Consider the following 21,390-nt stretch of genomic DNA (forward strand, 5'->3'; position numbering starts at 1 on the left):
ATGCTCGCATGGTTGACGATCTGCGGTTCAAGGTCGATCGCTTCGCCATCTTGAGCATCAAGACATGCGCGCGGGCATCCCACCACCGAAGCACGATAAGAGACACACGTTCGGATGCCATTCCTCCGACGATTGCTTTAGGGCGCCGCGCGTGCGGGCCCATTGGACAGAATTGATGAAACCGGCAAGGAATTCGCTGCGGTCACGCGTTGGCCGATATATCGCTTATGGTGTGATCGCGGCCGCGCTCGTGACGGGCGCGGGCTTTCTGCATTGGCGCCATGAAGTGCGGGCCGCGCAATCGCAGACGGCGGCGCTGACGGGCGTCGCCAATCAGATGCGCCATGACGCATCGCCGTGGACGCATCGCGAGAAAGACGCATCGGAAATGCTGACCGATATTCGCGCGAAGAATGTCGCGACGATCGGTGTGAGTCCCGACGCGATTCTCGTCTCCACGACGAAGGGCGAGAAGTATTATGTGGCCGATCATAACGGCGCGTTCTCCAACGCATTGCTGCTCGGCGATATGAAGCCCGACGCGGCCTCGCCGTATCAACTCGTATGGCTGCCCGACGCCAACGTGCGCACGGGCATTGCGCGCTGGAGCGAGATGTTCGACCGTTCGCGCGACGCGCTGAGTCTCTTGCTGCCGCTCCTGATGATCGGCGGCCTTCTCTGGTTCATGCGCCGCGAAATGCGCGGCGGCGCGCAATTGCTCGGCGAATCGCCGACGCTGCGTTTCGATGACGTCATCGGCGCGGGCGAAGCGAAAGCCGCGCTCAACGACGTGCGCGCGTGGCTCACCGAGCCCGCGCAATTCACCGGCATGGGCGTGCGCGCGCCGTGCGGCATCCTGATGACGGGCGGACCGGGCGTCGGCAAGACGCGGCTCGCGCAGGCGCTCGCGGGCGAATGCGGCGCGAACTTCATCGCGATCACGGGCAGTTATTTCAGCGCGAAGTACTACGGCGTCGGCATTCAGAAGGTGAAGCATCTGTTCGAGCTCGCGCGCAAGAATGCGCCGACCGTCATCTTCATCGACGAAGCCGATGGCCTCGGCAAGCGCACCGATACCGGCGGCGGCCCGGTCGAAGCGGAAAGCAATCGCATCATCAATCAACTGCTCGCGGAGATGGACGGCTTCGCATCGAACGAAGGCGTCATCATCGTCGCGGCGACGAATCATCCCGACAATCTCGATGAAGCGCTGCGTCGTCCCGGCCGTTTCGATCGCACGGTGCAGGTGCGTTTGCCGGGCGTCGAAGATCGCGCGGACATCCTGCGTTTCTACGCGGACAGCTTGAAGACGAAGCGCGACGACATCGACTTCGATCAGCTCGCACGTCTGACGACGGGCCTCTCGCCCGCCACGCTGTCGATGATCGTCAATCAGGCAGGACTCGTCGCGCGCAAGGCGGGCGAACGTGAAGTATCGGCGGCGCATTTCCTCGAAGCGATCAAGATCGCGCGCATCGGCGATGTGAACGGCGCGGAACGCGCGCTATCGGATGACGAACGCACGCGCATCGCGGTGCATGAAGCGGGTCACGGCCTCGTTGCGGCGCTGCTCGGCACCGGCGTGCTCGAAGAAGTGACGATCCTGCCGCGCGGCGGCGCTCTGGGCGTCGCGCTCATCACAAAGATGCAGGACAAGCATCTGTATCGCGAAACCGAATTGCGCAACGAGATTCAGGTGCTGCTCGGCGGGCGCAACGCGGAACTGCTCATGTTCAAGGAAGCATCGAGCGGCGCGGCATCGGATCTTCAGGAGGCGTCGCGCATCAGCCTCGATATGGTGTCGAAGTTCGGCTTCAACGAGGAAGGCAATCTGTTCAGCCTCGCGGCGTTGCCGCAGCAGTATGCGGGCTTGCAGCTCAAGAATTCGATCGGTCATGCGAACGCGTTGCTGCACGATCTGAGCGACGAATGCTTCGCCCTGCTGCAAGCCAACGAGCCGGTGTTGCGCGCGATCGCCGATGAATTGCTCGAATCGGAAACCGTGCCGGGCGAGACGGTTTATCGCCTGATCCGCGAGCATGCGGCGGCTGTCGCGAATGTCGAGGCGGCCAACGAAGTGCTGGCCGCCTGAGCGGTTACTTCTTCACGCGAGCCGTCGCAAATCGAACGGCGTCTCGCGCAGGCGCTTGCCGGTCAGCGTGAACACGGCATTGGCAACGGCCGGCGCAACCGACGGGCTCGACAACTCGCCTACGCCGCCAGGCTTCGCCGGATCACCCTGCACGATGCGTATGTCGATGTCGGGCATGTCGCTCATACGCATCACGCGATACGCATCGAAATTGGTCTGCTGAACCTGGCCGTGCCGAATGTCGATGCGGTCGGCGAGTGCGTGTCCGAGTCCCCACATCAAGCCGCCGTATAGCTGCTCTTCCACACCGCCGGGCGACACCGCGAGCCCGCAGTCGGCCACGCACGTGAGCTTCTCGATCACGATACCGTCATCCTTGCGCGAGACGCGCGCGATCACCGCGACATAACTGCCGTACGCGCGATTCGTCGCAACGCCGAGCGCGGTGCCGCGCGGCAACGGCTTGCCCCAACCGGCCCGCATCGCGGCCTCGCGCAATACCGCGACATGGCGCGCGTCCTTCATATGCGCGATGCGAAAGTCCACCGCATCGCGATGTCCCTTATGCGCGGCTTCATCCATGAACGATTCGACCGCGAACACGTTCGGGATATAACTCACCGCGCGATACCAGCCCGTTGGCACGCCCGTTTCATGACGCACCCAGCCGATATCCACATTCGGCGCGCCATACGCGAACTCGAACTTGCTGATTGCTTCCGTGGTGCTGTAGTCCATGCGATCGGGACGATCGAAATAGCCCGGCTCCCATTGTTCCGGCGATGCCGGCATCACCGCGCGCAGTTGCAGCGCCGAAAGATTGCCGCGTGCATCGAGCGTGGCCTTTGCGCGATGATGACTCGCCGAGTGATAGAAGAGCGCGCGCATTTCGTCCTCGCGGCTGTTCATCAGCTTGACGGGCTTGCCGGTTTGCAACGCGAGCCATGTGACTTCGAAGAGCCAGTACTTCGATTCGCGCGCACCGAAGCTGCCGCCCGAAACCAGTTCATGCAGCACGACACGATCGGCCGGAATGCCGCCGATGACTTGCGCCGCCTCCTGCGCCGTCGACGGCACTTGCAAGCCGCCCCAATACGCAATGCCGCCCTCCTTCGACCACGCCGTCACGTTGATGGGTTCGAGCGGATTCGCGGCCTTGTACGGCATCGAATAAGACGCCTGAATCACGCGCGCGCCATGCTTGAGAATGGCATCGGCGTCGCCGTTCGTGATGGTCGGCACGACGCGCGCAGCGGGATCGTCGAGCCATGCAGCCTGGCGCGCAGGCATATCGCGGCTATCGAAGTTTTCGAACGGACTGTCTTCCCATTCGACGCGCAATGCGGCTTGTCCCTTGCGCGCGGACCAGTAGTCGTCGGCGAGAATGGCGACGCCCGCCTGATTGCCGCCAAGCACATCGGGACGTCCGGGTATCGGCAGCACTTGCCGCACGCCGGGCACGGCGAGCGCCTCTTTCGCATCGACGCTGCGCACGCGCGCGTCGATGACGGGCGCACGCGTCACGACCGCGACGAGCATGCCGGGCAAACGCACGTCGATGCCATACGCGAACGCGCCGCATACCTTCTGCGCCGCGTCGCGCTTCTTGCTCAGCTTGCCGATGTACCTGAATTGCGATGCGTCTTTCAACGGCACGTCTTTTGGCGCGGGCAAGCTCGCGGCGATGACGGCAAGCGATCCATAGCTGGCACGCGCGCCGCTCGCGTTGTCGATCACGAAGCCGTTATCGGTCGAGCACGTTGACGGCGATACCTTCCATTGTTTCGCGGCGGCTTCGATCAGCATGGCACGCGCAGTCGCGCCCGCGCGCCGCAAGCGATCGTATTCCAGCGAGACGCTCGTGCTTCCGCCCGTGGAAAACACCTTCCACAAGGGATGAATGTAATCGGCATAGAAAGGATTCTCGGGCGTGATGACGTCGATGCGAAACGGATCGACATCCAGCTCTTCGGCGACGAGCGCGGCGAGCGCGGTGCGCGTGCCCGTGCCCGAATCGTGCTTGTGGACGACGAGCTTGATCGTGTCGTCGGGCAGCACGCGCACCCATGCGTTCGGCTCGAATTCGCCGTCACGCGGAAGAGCATCGCCGTTCTTCGCCAACGCATCGGGCAATCGAAATCCAACGGATAGTCCCGCTGCCAGCAGCGCCGAACTCTGCTTGATGAAACGACGGCGCGCTGCGTGATGTTCGATACGCATTCAGACCTCCGCCGCCGCGCGCTTGATGGCCTTGCGGATGCGCGCATACGTTCCGCAGCGGCAGATGTTGCCGGACATCGCAGCGGCGATGGCGTCATCGCTCACGGACGGTTTGCCCTTCAGAAACGCCGCTGCCTGCATCAACTGTCCCGACTGACAATAGCCGCATTGCGGCACGTCTTCCGCAACCCACGCGCGCTGCAACGGATGCGTGCCGTCCCTGGAAACTCCTTCGATGGTCGTGATGCGCCTGCCCGCCACGGCCGCTATCGGCAGCAGGCACGAACGCACGGCCTCGCCATCGAGATGCACCGTGCATGCGCCGCAAAAGCCCCCGCCGCAGCCGAATTTCGTGCCCGTCAAACCGATGCGATCGCGCAGAACCCACAACAGCGGCATGTCTTCCGGTACATTGTCGAGCGAGTGCCGCGCGTCATTGACGACGATTTCGATCATGCGCTGTCTCCCGAATGTCGTTCGAGCTTGCGGCCATTATCGGAAGCCGTCATGCAAGAACGCCAGCGACGATTTCTTTGATCACCCGTAAGCCTGGCTAACACCCATGTTGAAGCGCTACCCTTCGATCCAGTCGATGCAGGCCTTCTTGCAGGCGGCGCGCGCCGGCAGCTTTTCGAGCGCGGCGCGTCAGTTGTCGCTCACGCATAGCGCGATCAGCCAGCAGATCCGCACGCTCGAAGAGTTCGTCGGCCAGCCGCTGTTCGTGCGCGAAGGCGCGCGCGTCGTGCTCACCGATGCCGGCGCGCTCTTCGCGAATCAGCTAGGCGATGGCTTCGAGCAGATCGATCGCGCGTTGTCGTCGGTGAAGGAGCGCGCGGTGAAGCAGTCGATTACGCTCGACGTCGATCCGGAGCTTGCGCAAAGCTGGCTCGTCGCGCGCCTGCCCGCGTTGCTCGGGGCATTGACGGGCACGTCGCTGACGATGCTTTCCGCGCCACGTCATGACCGCAGCGCGTTCGAACGCGTCGATCTCGCGCTGCGTTACGGCTATGGCGAATGGGACGGCTTCGAGAACGCGCTCATCTGCGGCGACCGTCTGACGGTCATGGGCTCGCCCGCATTGTTAAGCGCGCGCGGACTCAGCGTGCCGCTCGCGCCGGAACAAGTGCTCGCGCTGCCCTTGCTCGGCTACACCAAGCGCTCGTGGATTCCGTGGCTCGCCGCGGCGGGCCTGCCGGAAGCGGAGCCGCACGCAGTCGCCGTCTTTGACAACGCTGCGGGGCTGATCGCCGCCGCGAGCGCGGGCGTCGGCGTGGGACTTGCGCGCGGCCTGCTCGCCGCCGACGCGCAACGCGACGGCAAGCTCGTCGAGCTCACACGCGTCGAGATTCCGACGCACTACAACCTCTACGCCGTGTGGCCGCGCGAGAAGTCGGCACGCGTTGCGCCGCTCGTCGATGCGATACGCGAGCTCGTCGCGCAAACGGTCAACGCACGCGATCCGGACTGACGACTTCGCGCACGGTATCGAGAAACCGCGCCAGCACCGGCGACGGCGTGTCCGCGCGATAACGCGCATGCAGCGAGACTTCGGGCGCGGGCGCTGCGAGCGGCACGAATGCCACGCCGCCGCCCGACAGCTGTTGCGCCGATGCCGGCAGCAGCGCAATGCCGAGCCCTTCGCGCAACAGACATAGCAGCGTATGCAGTTCGACGACTTCCTGCTCGATGCGCGGCGTGAATCCCGCTTCGACGCAACAGTCGCGCAGAAACCGCGCGAGTTGCGATTGCAGCAGACCAAACGACAGAAAGCGCTCGGCTTCAAGCTCACGCAGCGCGATATCCGCGCGTGAAGCGAGCGGATGCGCGAGCGGCAATGCGACCACGGCAGACTCGCGCAACACGACTTCGCTGACGATCTCCGGATCTTCGTGCGACACGCGAAAGAAGCACACGTCGAGCCGCCGCTCTTTCAGCGCCTGAATCTGCGCGGCGGGCGTCATCTCGTGAAGCGTCCATCTGACTTGCGGATGCTTGCGCGCGAACTCGCCGAGCGCGCGTGGAATCGGCTCGACCATCGCCGAGCTGATGACGCCGATCTCGAGACTTCCCACTTCGCCACGTCCCGCGCAACGCGTGAGATCGATCGCGCGCTCGAACTGCGCGAAGATCAGCGGCGCCTGTTCTTTCAGTGTTTTCCCTGCCTCGGTGAGTTCGACGCGATGTTGCGAGCGCAAGAAAAGCGCAGTGCCCATCTCCTCTTCAAGGATGCGGATCTGCTGACTCAGGGGCGGCTGCGAAATGTGCAGGCGCGCGGCTGCGCGGCCGAAATGGAGTTCATCGGCGAGCACCGCGAAGTACCGCAAAAGCCGCATGTCCATATCGCTAACGTATCAAGATCGTGGTCAAAAAATATTGTACAGAGCGCGCATAACTTGTGAGACTGCATCGCAAGCAGCAGTGCACGTCAGTGTGACACTCGATGCCGGCGAGGGGAAGGCGCATCAACGCGTCTTGCAAAAGGCCGCATGGGCAAGCTCGCAAGAGCTCTTGTTCCATCGACGCGCCTGCCCGCGATCCGGCAACTGGACACGCCAGTTCCCCTCAAGGAGATCGAGACCCATGATCATCGACACAAGCTGTTATCCGACCAATCTCGTCGACCTCGCCTGGCGCCATGACGGCGAACCCTTTTCGGGCGAGCGTCTGATCGAGGTGATGGACGGCCCGTACATCATCAACGGCAAGCCGCGTCGCATCGACAAGGCATTCATCCAACCGCCGCAAGGCAACACCATCTATACGTGGACCGATGGCGTGAGAAGCGGCCGCGAGTCGATCGACGACTACATGGCGTACACCGTCGAGATGACGCAGAAGTATCCCGACCGCCTGCTCGGCTGCTTCGTCTATAACCCGCGCTGCGGCCCCGAGAACGGCGCCGACGCAATCGAGTTCTACGCGAAGGAACACGGCTTCAGGATGGTGCAGTTGCAGGCCAACATGCACGCGTATCGGCCGGACCGCGCGCTCGACTGGCTGCGTCCCGCGTTGCGCAAATGCGCGGACCTCGGGCTTATCGTCAAGCTGCACACCGGCGACGGACCGTACAGCATTCCGAGCGAATGGTATCCGCTGATCCGCGAGTTTCCGTCGGTGCCGTTCATCATGGCGCACTTCGGCGTGCAGACCGGCGGCGTGTATTGCTTCGAGCCTTATCAGATGGCGCTCGATACGCCGAACGTCTATTGCGAATCGAGTTGGTGCCTGCAATCGCGCATCGTCGAATTCGCGAAGGTATTGCCGACGCACAAGATTCTCTATGGCTCCGACACGCCGCCCAACGAACCGGGCATGTGGCTGCGCCTGCTCGAAGTGCTGTGTCACGAACCGCCGCAAGGCCTCAATCTCGACGAAGACACGCTCGAGGATTATCTCGGCAACAACCTCGCGCGCATGCTCGGCATCGAACCGAGCGCGCCGCCCAAAAGCGTCGAAGAAGCGCAAGCCAATCTCGACCAATACAAAGAAGCTGACTACGCAGGAGCGCGCTGATGATCATCGATACCCATCTGCATCCGACCAATCTCGTCGACGAAGCCTGGCGGCACACGGGCGAGCCGTTCACCGGCGAACGCCTTCTCAAGATGATGGACGGTCCGTACATCATCAACGGCAAGCCGCGCCGCATCGACATGGGTTTCATCCAGCCGCCGCCGGGAAACACCGGCTATCGCGACGGCAACCGGCGCGGGCGCGAAGGCATTCGCGATTACATGTCGTATATCGCGGAGCTGACGCAGAAGTATCCCGATCGTTTCATCGGCAACTTCACGTATAACCCGCGCTGGGGTCCGGAAAACGGCGCGGCGGAACTCGAATTTCACGTCAAGGAATACGGCTTCAAGATGCTCAAGCTGCACGCGAACATGCATGGCTATCGGCCGGATCGCGCGCTCGACTGGCTGCGCCCTGCGATGAAGAAATGCGCCGAGTTGGGCGTCGTCGTGCTGATTCACACAGGCGATGGACCGTACACGATTCCCACGCAGTTCTATCCGATCATCCGCGAATTCCCGATGGTGAATTTCATCATCGGTCACTTCGGGATCCAGACGGGCGGCAATTACTCGTTCGAAGCCTTCTGGATGGCGATGGATACGCCCAACGTGTATTGCGAATCGGGCTGGTGCTATCAGTCGCGCATCGTCGAGTTCGCACGCGAGTTGCCGCGCAACAAGATCGTGTTCGGCACCGATTCGCCGCCGAACGAGCCGGGCATGTGGCTGCGCGAACTGGAGATGCTGTGCGGTCCCGCGCCGCAAGGCATGGACCTCGATGAGGACGGTCTCGAAGACTACATGGGCAATAACATCGCGCGACTGGTGGGCATCGAGCCGACCAAACCGCCGAAGGACCTTGCCGAAGCGGAGAAACGATTGAAGGCCACGTATGTAAAGAACGACGAAGTCGCGCAGACGGCCTGATGTCATGCGGGCGCGGTCGCTCACGCGCCCTTCTTTCTCTCGACGGAGCTCACGATGGCCGATAACCTCTTTCGCGCCACGCAGGACTTTCATTGCTTTGCGCACGCCTATCGCGAGCAATATCCCCACGATGTGCTGACGCTCACGCAACAGTTGTCCGCCGATCAGGACGTCACCGCGATCGTCGCCGCGCTTGCCGCGCGCGGGCAGCATCCGATGCTCGTATGCGAGCACGTCGAAGGTATCGCAACGCCTTTGGCGACCAACTTCTTCGCATCGCGCGAGCGTATCGCCCGTCTGTTCGATGTCGATGCGCGCGGCCTCTTCGACGCCTATCAGCAACGCGCGAATGCACCGATCGCGCCGCTGTATGTCGCGCGCGGTCCCGTGCTCGATGAAGTCGTCGAAGCCGACGCGGTCGATCTCGCGCATGTGCCGATGATTCGCCACTTCGCCACCGATCGCGGCGCGTACATCACGAACGCGGTAATCGTCGCCGAAGATCCGGTGACCGGCATCGCGAACATGAGCTATCACCGTTCGATGCTTCATGCGAGGAACGCGCTCGCAACGAGCCTGCATTCGCGCGGTCATCTGTGGCGCATGTTGCAGACGGCGAAGGCGCGCGGCGACACGCTCAAGGTTGCGATGGTCATCGGCGCGCATCCGATGTTCATGCTCGCGGCGGCATCGCGCGTGCCGTTCGGCACAGACGAGCGCGCCATCGCCGGCGGACTGTTCGGCGCACCGCTCGAACTGGTACGCACGCCGCGTTATGGCATTGGCGTGCCGGCGGCCGCGGAGTTCGTGCTCGAAGGCACGATCGATCCCGATGCGCGCGCCGATGAAGGTCCGTTCGGCGAGTTCACCGGCTATTCGTCGGACCGTTCGACCAACAACGTTATGCGCGTCGATACGATGATGCGCCGCCGCGATGCATGGCTCGTCGATGTCGTCGGTGGTCCGTATGCCGAGCATCTCACGCTCGCTCGTCTGCCGCGCGAAGCGGAAATGAGCGAGAAGCTGAAGGCGCGTTTTCCAGCGGTCACTGCGCTGCATTACCCGAACTCCGGCACGCATTTTCATTGCTATGTGGCGCTGAACCAGACGCGCGATGGCGAAGCGCGTCAGATCATGCTCGCGTTGCTGGGCTGGGATCCGTATCTCAAGCATGTCGTCGCCGTCGATGGCGATATCGACATAACCGACGACTCGCAAGTGCTCTGGGCGATCGCGGCACATGCGCAACCGCATGACGATGTGTTCATCGTCGGCGGATTGCCGGGCAGCCCGCTCGATCCTTCGTCGTCCGTCGAAGGCACCACATCGCGCATGGGCATCGACGCGACGCGCGGCTCGCAATTCGACGGCATACGTGCGCGCATCGGCGAAGATGCGATGCAACGTGCAGCCGCCATTCTGAAAGGAGCCGCACGATGAGCACGCGGCGCATCGCGGTCGGTATCAGCGGCGCATCGGGCTTCACGTACGGCGTGCGCCTTCTGGAATTGCTGCGCGAACTCGACATCGAAACGCATGTGACGATCTCGCGCAGCGCGCTTCTGACGATGCAGCAAGAGACCGAACACAAGCTCGCCGATGTCAACGCGCTCGCGAGCTTCACCTATCGATGCGATGACATGGCCGCCGCCATTTCGAGCGGTTCGTTCAGCACGCTCGGCATGATCGTCGCGCCGTGCTCGATGAAGACGCTCGCCGAAATCGCCGGCGGACTTTCATCGAGCCTCATCTCGCGCGCCGCCGACGTCACGCTCAAGGAGCGACGCCCGCTCGTGCTGCTGGCACGCGAAACGCCGTACACGCTGGCCCATCTGCGCAACATGATCGCCGTCACCGAAATGGGCGGCATCGTCGCGCCGCCGGTGCCCGCGTTCTACGCGCGCCCTGCTTCGCTCGACGAGATGATCGATCACACGCTCGGCCGCGTGCTGGATCTCTTCGGCCTCGATTGCAACGTGGTTCGACGCTGGAAAGAACATAAAGCTGACTGACTCAAAGGAGACAAGCAATGACTCACATCCATACGACTCATAACGCGTTCCAGAAGATTCCGGTCACGGTGCTGACCGGCTTTCTCGGCGCGGGCAAAACCACGCTGCTCAACTACATCCTCCGCGAAAAGCATGGACACAAGATCGCGGTGATCGAGAACGAGTTCGGCGAAGTCGGCATAGACGGCGGGCTCGTGCTCGAATCGACCGAAGAGATCTACGAGATGACGAACGGATGCGTATGCTGCGTCGGCGCAGTGCGCGAAGACCTCGTGCGCATCGTGAGGATGCTGGTGGAGCGGCCCGAGCGGCTCGATCACATCATCGTCGAGACGAGCGGGCTCGCCGATCCGTATCCTGTCGCGCAGACCTTCTTCATCGACGATCCGATTGCGCAACGCGTGACCCTCGATGCCGTCGTGACGATGGTCGATGCAAAGCATATCGCCGCGCATCTGGACGATCTCGTGCTCGACGGCCGCGACAACCAGGCGGTCGATCAGATCGTGTGCGCGGACCGCATCGTCGTCAACAAGGTCGATCTGGTGACGGCGCAGGACATCGCTTCATTGAAAGAGCGGCTGCGCGGGCTCAATGCAACGGCTGAAATCGTCGAATCGAGTTTTGCGCAGATCGACCTGCACACGATTCTCGGCGTGGGCGCGAACGAGTTCGCGCAGCAGCTCGTCGAAGCGGACGACGATCACGATGACCACCACGACGATCATCATCACGACGAAAGCGTGAGCTCGGTAGGCATCGAAGTCGATGCCGATATCGAACTCGACGCGCTGCAAGCGTGGCTCGCCGAACTGCGCGCATCGGATGCGACGAACCTCTTTCGCATGAAGGGTATCTTCGCCGTGAAAGGACAGCCGTATCGCTACGTGCTGCAAGGCGTGCACGACATCATCGAATTGCGCGCGGCGCAGGCGTGGGGCTATGAGCCGCGTTCGAGCCGAATCGTGTTCATCGGACGCGAACTCGACCGCGCCGCGCTGACCGAGCGCTTTCATGCCTGCCTTGCGGTGCCTGTCGCGGCCTGACGAACGCAGCCGCCGATAACGATAATCAGGAGACACGTTGATGAACACCGACCAACATCCCGTCGATCGCATCCTGCCCAAGCGGCAGATGATCACGCTCGGCCTGCAACATATGCTCGTCGCTTACATCGGCGCGATTGCCGTGCCGTTGATCGTCGCATCCGCATTGAAGATGTCGCCCGCTGACACCACCGTGCTCATCAGCACGGCGCTTTTCTGCTCGGGCATCTCGACGGTGCTGCAAACCGTCGGCGTATGGAAGTTCGGCGTGCGTCTGCCTATTCTGCAAGGCGTCGCGTTCAGCAGCGTGGGACCGGTCATCGCGATCGGCCTGAGCCCCGGCGTCGGCTTCGCGGGCGTGTGCGGCGCGGTGATCGGCGCGGGCGTGTTCACGATGTTCGCCGCGCCGCTCGTCGGACGTTTGCGGCGTTTCTTTCCGCCTGTCGTGACCGGCTGCATCGTCACCGTGATCGGACTGCAGCTCTTTCCGGTCGCGTATCAATGGGCGGGCGGCGGTGAGAACGCGCGGCACTTCGGCGCGTTGCCGTTCCTTTGCGTCGCGTTGTTCGTCGCGCTCGTGATTCTCGCCGTCAACCGCTTTGCCAATGCGTTCCTGCGCAATCTGTCGGTGCTGATCGGACTTGTCGCGGGCAGCGTGCTTGCCTGCTCGCTCGGCATGGGCGACTTCGCCAACGTCGCCAACGCGCCGTGGTTCACGATGCCGTTGCCGTTTCACTTCGGCATGCCCGTGTTCTCCGTGGTGCCCGTTCTGACGATGATCGTCGTAATGGTCGTGCAGATGATCGAATCGATGGGTCTCTTCGTCGCGATCGGCGATATCGTCGACAAGAACATCAGCGAGGAAGACGCGGTGCGCGGCATGCGCGCGAATGGTCTCGCGAGCGCGATAGCCGGAATGTTCGCTGCGTTCCCGTTCATCGCATTCATGGAGAACGTGGGACTCGTGATCCTGACAGGCGTGCGCAGCCGATGGGTCGTGGCGGTGAGCGGCGTGCTGATGTGCGTCGTCGCGCTGGTGCCCAAGATCGGCGCGGTCGTCGCATCGACGCCTGCCGCTGCGCTCGGCGGCGCGGGCATCGCGATGTTCGGCGTCGTGGTCGCGGCGGGGGTGCAGACGCTCTCCAAAGTGGACTTCGAGCGCAACCGCTACAACGTGCTGATCGTCGGCTTCACGATCGCGACCGCGCTCATCCCGGTGATGGCGCCGCAAGTGTTCAAGCAGATGCCCGACTGGACGCAGCCCTTCGTGCACAGCGGCGTCGTGCTCGCGTGTCTCGTGTCGGTCGTGCTGAACGCCGTGCTCAACGGCGCACATGAGGAAGACGTCGTACCTGCGCCCAGCATGGTGCGCGAGTAAAACGTGTTGAAAGGACAAGCGTTCATGAACATCTCAAACGAAGCATTACTAATCAAACATCCCGTCGCGGTGATGAGCGGATTGTGTGGCGACGCCGCACGGCTCGGCAACGTCGATATTCGCATCCGCGATGGCGTCATCCGCGCCATCGCGCCGAATCTCGACGCGCGCGACGACGAACGCGTCATCGATGCGCGCTCGTGCGTCGCCTATCCAGGCTGGGTGAACACGCATCATCACCTGTTCCAGAACCTGCTGAAAGCGGTGCCTTCAGGCATCAACGCAGATCTGCAGGAATGGCTCGCCGCGGTGCCGTATCCGCGACTCGCGCGCTTCACGCCGGACCTCGCGCGTGTCGCTGCACGCCTCGGCATGGCCGAACTACTTTTGTCGGGCGCGACGACGTGCGCGGATCATCACTATCTCTATCACGCCGAAGGCACCACGGAAACAGGCGATCTGCTCTTCGACGAAGCGGCGTCGTTCGGCCTGCGCTTCGTGTTGTGCCGTGGCGGCGCGTTGCAGGCGGCAGGCGATCATCCGGGCTTCTCGAAGGTCGCGTTAAAGCCCGAGACGCTCGATCAGATGCTTGCCGATATCGAACGCCTGAAGGCGCGCTATCACGATGCCCGCGCGACATCGATGCGCCGCGTCGTCGTTGCGCCGACGACGCCGACCTTCTCTCTGCCGCCCGATCTTCTGCCTGAGATCGCACGCGCGGCACGCGGCATGGGCTTGCGCATGCACACGCATCTTTCGGAGACGCAACGTTATGTCGATTTCTGCCGCGAGCGCTTCGACAAGTTGCCGGTCGAATTCGTCGCCGATCACGAATGGCTCGGACCCGATGTGTGGTTCGCGCATCTCGTGCATCTCGAAGCGAGCGAGATCGCGATGCTCGCGGAGACCGGCAGCGGCTGCTCGCATTGCCCGGTGAGCAACGCGCGGCTTGGCAGCGGCATCGCCCCCGCACCGCAAATGTCCGCGGCAGGCGTGCCGTTATCGCTCGGGGTCGATGGCGTCGCGTCGAACGAATCGGGCAGCATGATCAACGAGGCGCATTTCGCGTGGCTCGTGCATCGCGCGGCGCAGGGCGCATCGGCGACGACGATCGAGGAGACGATTCACTGGGGCAGCGCGGGCGGCGCAAGCGTGCTCGGTCTCGATGCAGTAGGCACGCTCGAAGTCGGCAAGGCGGCGGACCTCGTTCTCTATGACATCGACGATCCGCGCTTCTATGGCTATCACGATCTCGCCGTGGCGCCCGTGGCATCGGGCGAGCCGGCGCGCGTTCGCTACAACATCGTGAACGGCCGCGTGGTCGTGGATGACGGCGTGATCCCGGGCCTCGATCTCGACGCCCTGCGACACGAAGCCGCCGAGGGCGTGAAAGTGCTGTTGGCAGATTAGGGGGACATTGCCATGGTTAGGATGCGCTTTCCGCCCGACGTGGATATGCCTGCGCTATCGAGTTGGAGGAAGTCATTCCGGCTGCGCCTGTGAAGCGCGAAACGTGCGATCACACTGCGTCACCGCTCTTCTTTCGAGACCGGTATTCCGTTGGCGACATCAGAAATTGCTTTCTGAATACCTTCGAAAATCTTTCACCATTGGTCAAACCGGTCCGGCGCGCAATCTTGTCGATCGGCAAGTCGCTCTTAATAAGCAATTCGCAACTCAAATCGAGGCGCGCACGCAAAAGATATTGCGAAGGCGTCAGACCGATCTCACGCTTGAACAGCCGCAGAAAGTTGCGCTCGCTCATCGCAACGGTGCGAGCCGCGTCGCCGACGGAGATGGGACGGCCGCAATTGCGCTCCAGCCAGCGCGCGGATTCCTGCGCTTTCTCTGCGAGCGTCGTCGTGCCGATGGTACTCAGCATGATTGGCAGATGCTGATCGTTGGACGAGGCCAGCCGGTCTGCCAAAGCCGTTGCGATGTCATAGCCGAGATCGCGCTTCACCAGCGCCAGCGAGTTGACGAGCGCATCGCCGCGTTCGGTCGACGTCGTGCTTTTCAATGTTCCGCCGCCCCATACGCCGCGTCCCATCGAAGCCCAGTCGCGCCGGGCGACGCCCGCGGCGGCGAGCAGCGCGTCGCCATTGCCGAGCGAACCGACCGCGCCGCTTTGCGAACACGCGATCCTCAATGACTCGAGGAGACTTTCATCCGCAGCTGCGCGCGTCACGCCAGCGCCGCCTGCAATGTATAGCGCGTCGAAGCCCTGAAAGCGCTGGCCACCCAAGCGCTCGGTCCACACACAGACCGACGATGAACAAGCTATCGCGCCACCGCGGGCGGAGACGAGACGAACGCTATAGGTCACGCCATTGCTCAGGATAGCGGATTGCAACTCGTTGGCGATATGAAGCGCCTCGGCAAGCGTTCCAGCGCCCAGAAGAGAAAATCCGTCATACAACATGATTCCTATGAGCTTTGTGCTTCTCTCTTCCGCTGCATGATAGAGACCGCTCGACTCTGCATCGCCGAAGGCTGTAACGTTCGACATGGCGTTATCTTCCTATGTTTCGGTTGCAGGTCTGCGGATCGCAAGCCGTACCAATGCCGTCGATTCCGTACTATTTCGGGAGCGTAGTTTCCTATTGCATCCGTTCTTTCCGCCATGGCGGCGAAAAGCATGGTTTTGGCCGAGATCGGCGCGTTCGGCCGCGATAACAACACGACTGTTCGATCTCTTCGGCTGTTTGAAAATAAGTGCATGAAAGTTATGGAAAGGCGCTTAATACGGAGTTCGAACTATGTCGTTTCGCGGCGCCTAAACAAAAGACTGTGCTGCGGAATGACCTATTCGGATCACCTTCATCTCCGGGATCGAATACTCGATGATCTCCGAAACATAACTTCTATTTCCGTCATCGCCTTGTCAAAACCGGCCTCGCGGCCTGCACAGGCGGCCCGGCCAACATCTTGCCGAATTCCGTCACGCATGAAGTCGCGATTCGTTCGAAGGCTACGCTCTGTCTTGAACCGGAACGTCAAGTGAGACTTGTTATCGAGCGGCGCTTCGGTCACCTGGACGAATGCGCCATTGCGCGGACATGCGTTGGGCACCAACTCTAATTCGGAGTGGCTCACATGAGTTTCAGCACGCGATACTCGCAATACTATGATCTTTTCTATCACGAGAAGAACTACAAGGCGGAGGCCGCGTTCGTCACCGACCTGCTCGGTCGATATGGAATAGTCAGCGGCCATCTTATGGATCTCGGTTGCGGGACAGGACGCCACGCGGCGGAGCTTGCGGCCACCGGCTTTTCGGTTTCCGGCATCGACATGAGTTTCGACATGCTCGCACGCGCCGATGCGAGACGGACTTCACTGCCGGGCACGGTGGCGAAGAGACTGAAGTTTCAGCAGGGCGATGCGCGAAGCGTCCGCACCGAAGAGCTATATGACGCGGTCGTCTCGCTGTTTCATGTCGCAAGCTATCAGACGACGAACGCCGATTTCATGGCGATGTGCCACACCGCAGCGACTCATCTGCCGCGCTCAGGACTCTTTCTGTTCGATTGCTGGTACGGTCCCGCCGTGCTGGCCGACCCGCCCAAGGTTCGCATCAAGCGCGCCACGAGCGATGAAACGGCGGTAATCCGCATCGCCGAACCGCTGATGCGTCCTCATGAGAATACCGTCACCGTCAACTACACCATCATGATGACGGACGGAAAGACGCAATGCGTCGAAACCGTTCTCGAGACGCACGTCATGCGTTATATGTTCAAGCCTGAAGTCGAGTTGATGCTGGATCTCAGCGGCTTCGAAGTGCTCGACAGCGTGAGATGGATGGGCGGCGAACTTAGCGCCGCCGATCTGTCGGCGACCTTCGTCGCGAGAAAGAGATGATGCCTGCATCGCGCACGCCGGGCGCGATGCTTACGCTTCAGTAAGCGTTGGCCCCGCGCAGACCCTTGAACACCGTCGCGGCAATGATCCGCATATCGAGTGCGAAAGTCCAATTTCCCAAATAGTACAAATCATGGGCCACGCGCGCCTCCATCTTTTCGATCCGGTCCGTTTCCCCACGAAAGCCATTGACCTGCGCCCATCCGGTGATGCCCGGTTTGATGCGGTAACGATGGATATATCCTTGAACGACTTTCTGGTAGAGATCGTCATGTTCGAGCGCATGTGGACGCGGTCCCACGACCGACATGTCGCCGAGCAGGACGTTGAAGAATTGCGGCAGCTCGTCGAGACTCGTGCGCCGGAGAAACGCACCGACACGCGTCACGCGCGGATCATTGCGCGTAGCCTGTTTCAGCATGCCGGACTGTTCGATATGCAGGCGCATCGACCTGAACTTGTAGATGGTGAATTCGCGTCCGTCCGCGCCCTTGCGCCGCTGTCTGAAGAATACGGGCCCGGGCGAACTAAGCTTGACCGCGATTGCGATAACGATCAGAAGCGGCGCGACCGCGATGAGCGCCGCGAGCGCGAACAGCCGGTCGAAAACATCCTTCTGCAATAGCGCTCTTTGCGAAAGCGGCGAAGCGACGAGATTGATCGCCGCCACCCCGAGCAAATCGCTCACCCCGCTTTCGAAGAGGGCCAGGCTGCGCACGTCGGGAATGAATCGCACGTTGACGAGATCGTCGCGAAACTCATTCACGAACCGCAGAATGGCTTTCTCCTGCGATAGCGGCAATGCAAGCCAGACTTCATGCACATGCTGCTCGCGAGCGTGGCGCACGAAGGTGTCAAAATCTTCGAAGACCGGCACTGTTGAAGTTATCGGCAATTCGGGCGATGCGTTGAATACCGCGACCGTACGAAAACCCGAGTGGCTCGCGCGCTCGATTCTTTTCATGATCGACTCGCAATGCCGCCCGCAACCGACGACCGCCACGTCATGAAAGTTCATCCCGGCGTGACGCATGCGCGCGAGCACCGCATGCGTGACGAGACGGCCCACGATCATCAGCGCGCCCGAGATCGCAGTCCAGTACGCGAACCAGAGGCGCGAGACATCATCGAGCCGATGCAGCGAGAACATCAGCACGAGGACGCACGCCTGCACCACGAGCCATGAGAGCGACACGCGGCTCGTCAGCACGAGCTTGCTGCGCCCGCGCCACGACTCGTATACGCCGAAGCCCGGGAACAATACGAGCGAAAACGCCGCAGCAAAGGCCACGAACGGCACGTAATAGCCCGGTTCGGCGATGTTGTCGAACCTGATCCGCGATGCAACGGTGGCCCCTCCGACGACCATCGCGACATCGAAGAGCCTTGCCAGCAATCCTTGAATATCGCGCATGTCATGCCCCGCCTTCGTGAGCTTTGTCGATAACATCAGATACGGCCATAGCAGTCATCCAGCCGCACGATATCGTCTTCGCCGAGATACGAACCCGATTGAACTTCGATGATCTCGAGCTGCACCTTGCCCGGATTTTCCAGCCTATGCCGGACGCCGAGCGGAATGTAGGTCGATTCATTTTCCGACAACAGAAACTGATCGTCCCCGCGCGTGACGAGCGCGGTGCCGCGCACGACGACCCAATGCTCCGCACGATGATGGTGCATCTGGAGCGAAAGTCGTGCGCCAGGCGCCACGACGATGCGCTTGACCTGGAAACGCTCGCCATGTTCGATCGAATCGTAAAAGCCCCACGGACGACGAACCTTGCGATGCGTTTCGGCCTCGGGCGCATGCTGTTCGCGGATGCGCGCGACAAGGCGCTTGATGTCCTGCGCGTGCGAGCGATCGGCGACCAGCACGGCATCGTCGGTATCGACGACAACGACGTTCGACGTGCCGACGCACGCGACGAGCCGTCCGCCATCGGAGCGCGCGTAGCTCGACGTCGCGCCTTCGAAGACCACGCGGCCGCTTCCGACATTGCCCAAGCCGTCCTTTTCCATGGCCTCCCATACTGCGTCCCACGATCCCAGGTCTGACCATCCCGCCGACAGCGGCACGACTACGCCGTTGCAAGGCGAGCCAGCGTCGCCGATATGCTCCATCACCGCGTAATCGATCGAATCGGAAGGCACACGGCCGAACTGATTCGGACACGGACGAAAGAAATGGCCATCGGCTTTGCCGTCTTTCAGTGCCGCCGTGCATGTCGCATGCATATCGGCATTGAGATGCGCCAGGGCATCGAGCCACACGCTCGCGCGAACGACAAAGATGCCGCTGTTCCACCAGTATGTTTGTGCAGCGAGGTATTGCGCGGCGAGTTCGGCGGCAGGCTTTTCTACGAAGCGGTCGATAAGATGAGCACCCTTCTCCAGCGCTTCGCCGAGACGAATATAGCCGAAGCCGGTATCGGGACGCGTCGGCGGAACCCCTAACGTCACGATCATTCCGCTATCGGCGTAGTCCGCGGCGATCGATATCGCTTCATGCAGCGCGCCAAGATCGGCGATCGAATGATCGGAAGGCATCGCGACGAGAATCGCGTCTTCGTTTCTTTCGATGGCCGCAAGCGCCGCGAGCGTCAGTGCGGGCGCAGTATCACGACGCGCGGGCTCGACAATGATCCGCGCATCGACGCCGCATAACCGCACTTGTTCCTCGGTCGTGAAACGATGCTCTTCGCCACACACGATGATCGGATGCATATCGACGTCGAAGTCGCCGGAGAATCCGTCCATTCGTAACACCGTAGCCTGAAGCAGCGAGTCACGTCCGACCACGCCAATCAGTTGCTTCGGAAACTGCTCGCGCGACATCGGCCAGAGGCGCGTGCCCGATCCTCCCGCGAGTATGACCGGCACAATGCGACGGCAAGACTGCATATGCGGCGCTAGCGCGTTGGCCATCGACATCGAGTCGGTCGAACGCATTGCATTCTCCATGGCTGCACTCCGTGGTGTTACGACCCATCATCGATGTGACTGATGACGGTCATATGAAGCAGGCAATGTCCGCGAGCATGGCTTGCGGAGTTTCTAGACATACTCAGCCATCATGTTCCGGACCGCGGCCACCGCTTGATCCTGCTGCGCTTCGGTTAGTGCAAGTCCGCTCGGCAAATAGAAACCGCGCCGGCTCATGCGCTCGGCGACCGGATAACTTTCGCCCTCGAATAACCCTTGCTTGCGAAATACAGGCTGCTCGTGCATGGGCCAGAAGAATGGCCGCGCGCTAACGCCGGCATCGGCGAGTATTGCGCGTGCTTCGTCCGCGCCGATGGGCAGGCGATCATCCAGCACCACGCCGAACACCCAATAGATGTTCTCGGCATAGGAACACGCAACAGGAGCAAGTTCCAGGCCCCTTACATCATGCAAAAGCGCTTCGTAACGCCGCCCCAGTGTGCGCTTTCTCGCTATGCGTTCATCGAGCTTCTCGAACTGCGCAAGCCCGACCGCAGCCTGAAGACTGCTCATACGATAATTCCAGCCTAGCTCCTCATGCACGAACCGCCTCTCGGGCTTGAAGCAAAGATTTCGCAAACTCCTTGCGCGCGCCGCCAGTGCATCGTCGTCGCAGAGAATCATGCCGCCTTCGCCCGTCGTGATGTGCTTGTTCGCGTAGAAGCTGAAGCAGGAGATATCGCCGAAGCTGCCGCATTGCTTTCCTTCATAGGTGAGCCCGATAGCCTGCGCCGCGTCTTCGATCACAGCCAGGCCGTACTTCTTCGCGACGTCCAGCACCGGCTTCATGTCGACCGGCAAGCCGAAGGTATGTACGGCCATGATCGCGCGCGTGCGGCTCGTGATGGCCGCTTCGATTTTCGCTACGTCCATGTTCCATGTATCCGCATTCGAATCGACGAGCCGCAGTCGCGCGCCGGTTCGAACGATCGCCGATGCACAGGAGATGATCGTGTGCGTGGGGATGATGACTTCATCGTCCGGCTCGAAACTCAGTGCAGCGGCGGCGACGTCGAGCGCCGCGCTTCCGTTTGCGACGGCGATCGCATGCTTGCGGCCTACATATGCAGCCATTGCGCGTTCGAAGCGCTCGACGAATACGCCGTCCGACGAGATCCAGCCGCTTTCGATGCATTCGTTCAGGTATGTCCTCTCGTTTCCCTCGAGCAGGGGTTCGTTTACTGGAATCATCAGGTCCCTCTCCTGGTGTCAAGATCGATGCTCGATGGCTCGTCTGAGCCGGTCCGTTCAAGGACGAATCGATCCCGTAACGGCCTGCATGCGTTCACGCAGCATAGGATTGGGGAAAGCCGCGCCAGGCGGGGTGGCCGAATCTGCCATGACGTTG

At 61.8% G+C, this 21,390-nt stretch carries 17 protein-coding genes; 10 read left to right on the plus strand and 7 right to left on the minus strand.

The features are described 5' to 3' along the window. Positions 1-175: 175 nt before the first annotated feature. Positions 176-2,092, plus strand: a complete 1,917-nt coding sequence (locus QCE58_RS17260) for an AAA family ATPase (protein WP_033536019.1) — start codon at positions 176-178, stop codon at positions 2,090-2,092. A gap of 12 nt (positions 2,093-2,104) precedes the next feature. On the opposite strand, the gene QCE58_RS17265 is transcribed toward QCE58_RS17260, so the two are convergent. Beyond that, positions 2,105-4,312 carry a xanthine dehydrogenase family protein molybdopterin-binding subunit gene (locus tag QCE58_RS17265; protein ID WP_250522444.1) on the minus strand — a complete coding sequence of 736 codons (2,208 nt, stop codon included), beginning with the start codon at positions 4,310-4,312 and terminating at the stop codon, positions 2,105-2,107. Continuing rightward, complete coding sequence (locus QCE58_RS17270; RefSeq protein ID WP_250503846.1) at positions 4,313-4,768, minus strand: (2Fe-2S)-binding protein; 456 nt, start codon at positions 4,766-4,768, stop codon at positions 4,313-4,315. Between the two features lie 106 nt (positions 4,769-4,874). On the opposite strand from QCE58_RS17270, the gene QCE58_RS17275 reads away from it, so the two are divergent. Beyond that, a complete protein-coding gene (locus QCE58_RS17275) occupies positions 4,875-5,780 on the plus strand; it encodes a LysR substrate-binding domain-containing protein (RefSeq protein ID WP_034470129.1) in 906 nt (301 codons plus the stop codon). On the opposite strand, the gene QCE58_RS17280 is transcribed toward QCE58_RS17275, so the two are convergent. After that, entirely contained in the window at positions 5,758-6,651 is an 894-nt protein-coding gene (locus tag QCE58_RS17280) for a LysR substrate-binding domain-containing protein (RefSeq protein WP_250503845.1), read from the minus strand. The two genes, QCE58_RS17275 and QCE58_RS17280, sit on opposite strands and share 23 nt — an antisense overlap. A gap of 241 nt (positions 6,652-6,892) precedes the next feature. Here QCE58_RS17280 and QCE58_RS17285 point away from each other — a divergent pair, with 241 nt between their 5' ends. Genes QCE58_RS17285 through QCE58_RS17315 form a run of 7 tightly spaced genes read left to right on the plus strand, consistent with a single transcriptional unit; the run spans position 6,893 to position 14,603 of the window. Next, positions 6,893-7,825, plus strand: coding sequence for an amidohydrolase family protein (locus tag QCE58_RS17285; protein ID WP_175980243.1), 933 nt, complete (start codon positions 6,893-6,895; stop codon positions 7,823-7,825). Further along, on the plus strand, positions 7,825-8,757 hold the full coding sequence (locus QCE58_RS17290; protein WP_175980244.1) for an amidohydrolase family protein: 933 nt from the start codon (positions 7,825-7,827) through the stop codon (positions 8,755-8,757). The genes QCE58_RS17285 and QCE58_RS17290 overlap by 1 nt, the downstream gene beginning before the upstream one ends. Before the next feature lie 54 nt (positions 8,758-8,811). Then, positions 8,812-10,197 (plus strand): UbiD family decarboxylase, encoded by a 1,386-nt coding sequence (locus tag QCE58_RS17295; RefSeq protein WP_008346318.1) that lies wholly within the window; start codon positions 8,812-8,814, stop codon positions 10,195-10,197. Continuing rightward, entirely contained in the window at positions 10,194-10,769 is a 576-nt protein-coding gene (locus tag QCE58_RS17300; RefSeq protein WP_175980246.1) for a UbiX family flavin prenyltransferase, read from the plus strand. Before QCE58_RS17295 ends, QCE58_RS17300 begins: the two co-directional genes overlap by 4 nt. A 17-nt stretch (positions 10,770-10,786) precedes the next feature. Further along, on the plus strand, positions 10,787-11,815 hold the full coding sequence (locus tag QCE58_RS17305; RefSeq protein WP_008346316.1) for a GTP-binding protein: 1,029 nt from the start codon (positions 10,787-10,789) through the stop codon (positions 11,813-11,815). A gap of 40 nt (positions 11,816-11,855) precedes the next feature. Continuing rightward, a complete protein-coding gene (locus QCE58_RS17310; protein ID WP_175980248.1) occupies positions 11,856-13,193 on the plus strand; it encodes a nucleobase:cation symporter-2 family protein in 1,338 nt (445 codons plus the stop codon). A 24-nt stretch (positions 13,194-13,217) separates the two neighbouring features. Continuing rightward, positions 13,218-14,603 (plus strand): amidohydrolase family protein, encoded by a 1,386-nt coding sequence (locus QCE58_RS17315; protein ID WP_250522443.1) that lies wholly within the window; start codon positions 13,218-13,220, stop codon positions 14,601-14,603. 109 nt (positions 14,604-14,712) lie between these two features. Here QCE58_RS17315 and QCE58_RS17320 read toward each other — a convergent pair whose 3' ends face one another. Next, positions 14,713-15,702: a GlxA family transcriptional regulator gene (locus tag QCE58_RS17320; RefSeq protein WP_175980250.1), complete on the minus strand. Its 990-nt coding sequence runs from the start codon at positions 15,700-15,702 to the stop codon at positions 14,713-14,715. Positions 15,703-16,289: 587 nt separating this feature from the next. On the opposite strand from QCE58_RS17320, the gene QCE58_RS17325 reads away from it, so the two are divergent. Next, entirely contained in the window at positions 16,290-17,057 is a 768-nt protein-coding gene (locus tag QCE58_RS17325) for a class I SAM-dependent methyltransferase (protein WP_175980251.1), read from the plus strand. Between the two features lie 37 nt (positions 17,058-17,094). Here the strand turns inward: QCE58_RS17325 and QCE58_RS17330 are convergent, their stop codons facing one another. The 3 genes from QCE58_RS17330 to QCE58_RS17340 form a co-directional block, all read right to left on the minus strand. Then, positions 17,095-18,471 carry an undecaprenyl-phosphate glucose phosphotransferase gene (locus tag QCE58_RS17330; RefSeq protein ID WP_250522442.1) on the minus strand — a complete coding sequence of 459 codons (1,377 nt, stop codon included), beginning with the start codon at positions 18,469-18,471 and terminating at the stop codon, positions 17,095-17,097. Positions 18,472-18,506: 35 nt separating this feature from the next. Beyond that, positions 18,507-20,009 carry a mannose-1-phosphate guanylyltransferase/mannose-6-phosphate isomerase gene (locus QCE58_RS17335; RefSeq protein ID WP_409014129.1) on the minus strand — a complete coding sequence of 501 codons (1,503 nt, stop codon included), beginning with the start codon at positions 20,007-20,009 and terminating at the stop codon, positions 18,507-18,509. Between the two features lie 105 nt (positions 20,010-20,114). Beyond that, positions 20,115-21,233 carry a DegT/DnrJ/EryC1/StrS aminotransferase family protein gene (locus tag QCE58_RS17340; RefSeq protein WP_250522441.1) on the minus strand — a complete coding sequence of 373 codons (1,119 nt, stop codon included), beginning with the start codon at positions 21,231-21,233 and terminating at the stop codon, positions 20,115-20,117. Between the last annotated feature and the right edge of the window lie 157 nt (positions 21,234-21,390).

The organism is Caballeronia sp. LZ028 (genome assembly GCF_031451415.1).
Lineage (GTDB): Bacteria > Pseudomonadota > Gammaproteobacteria > Burkholderiales > Burkholderiaceae > Caballeronia > Caballeronia zhejiangensis.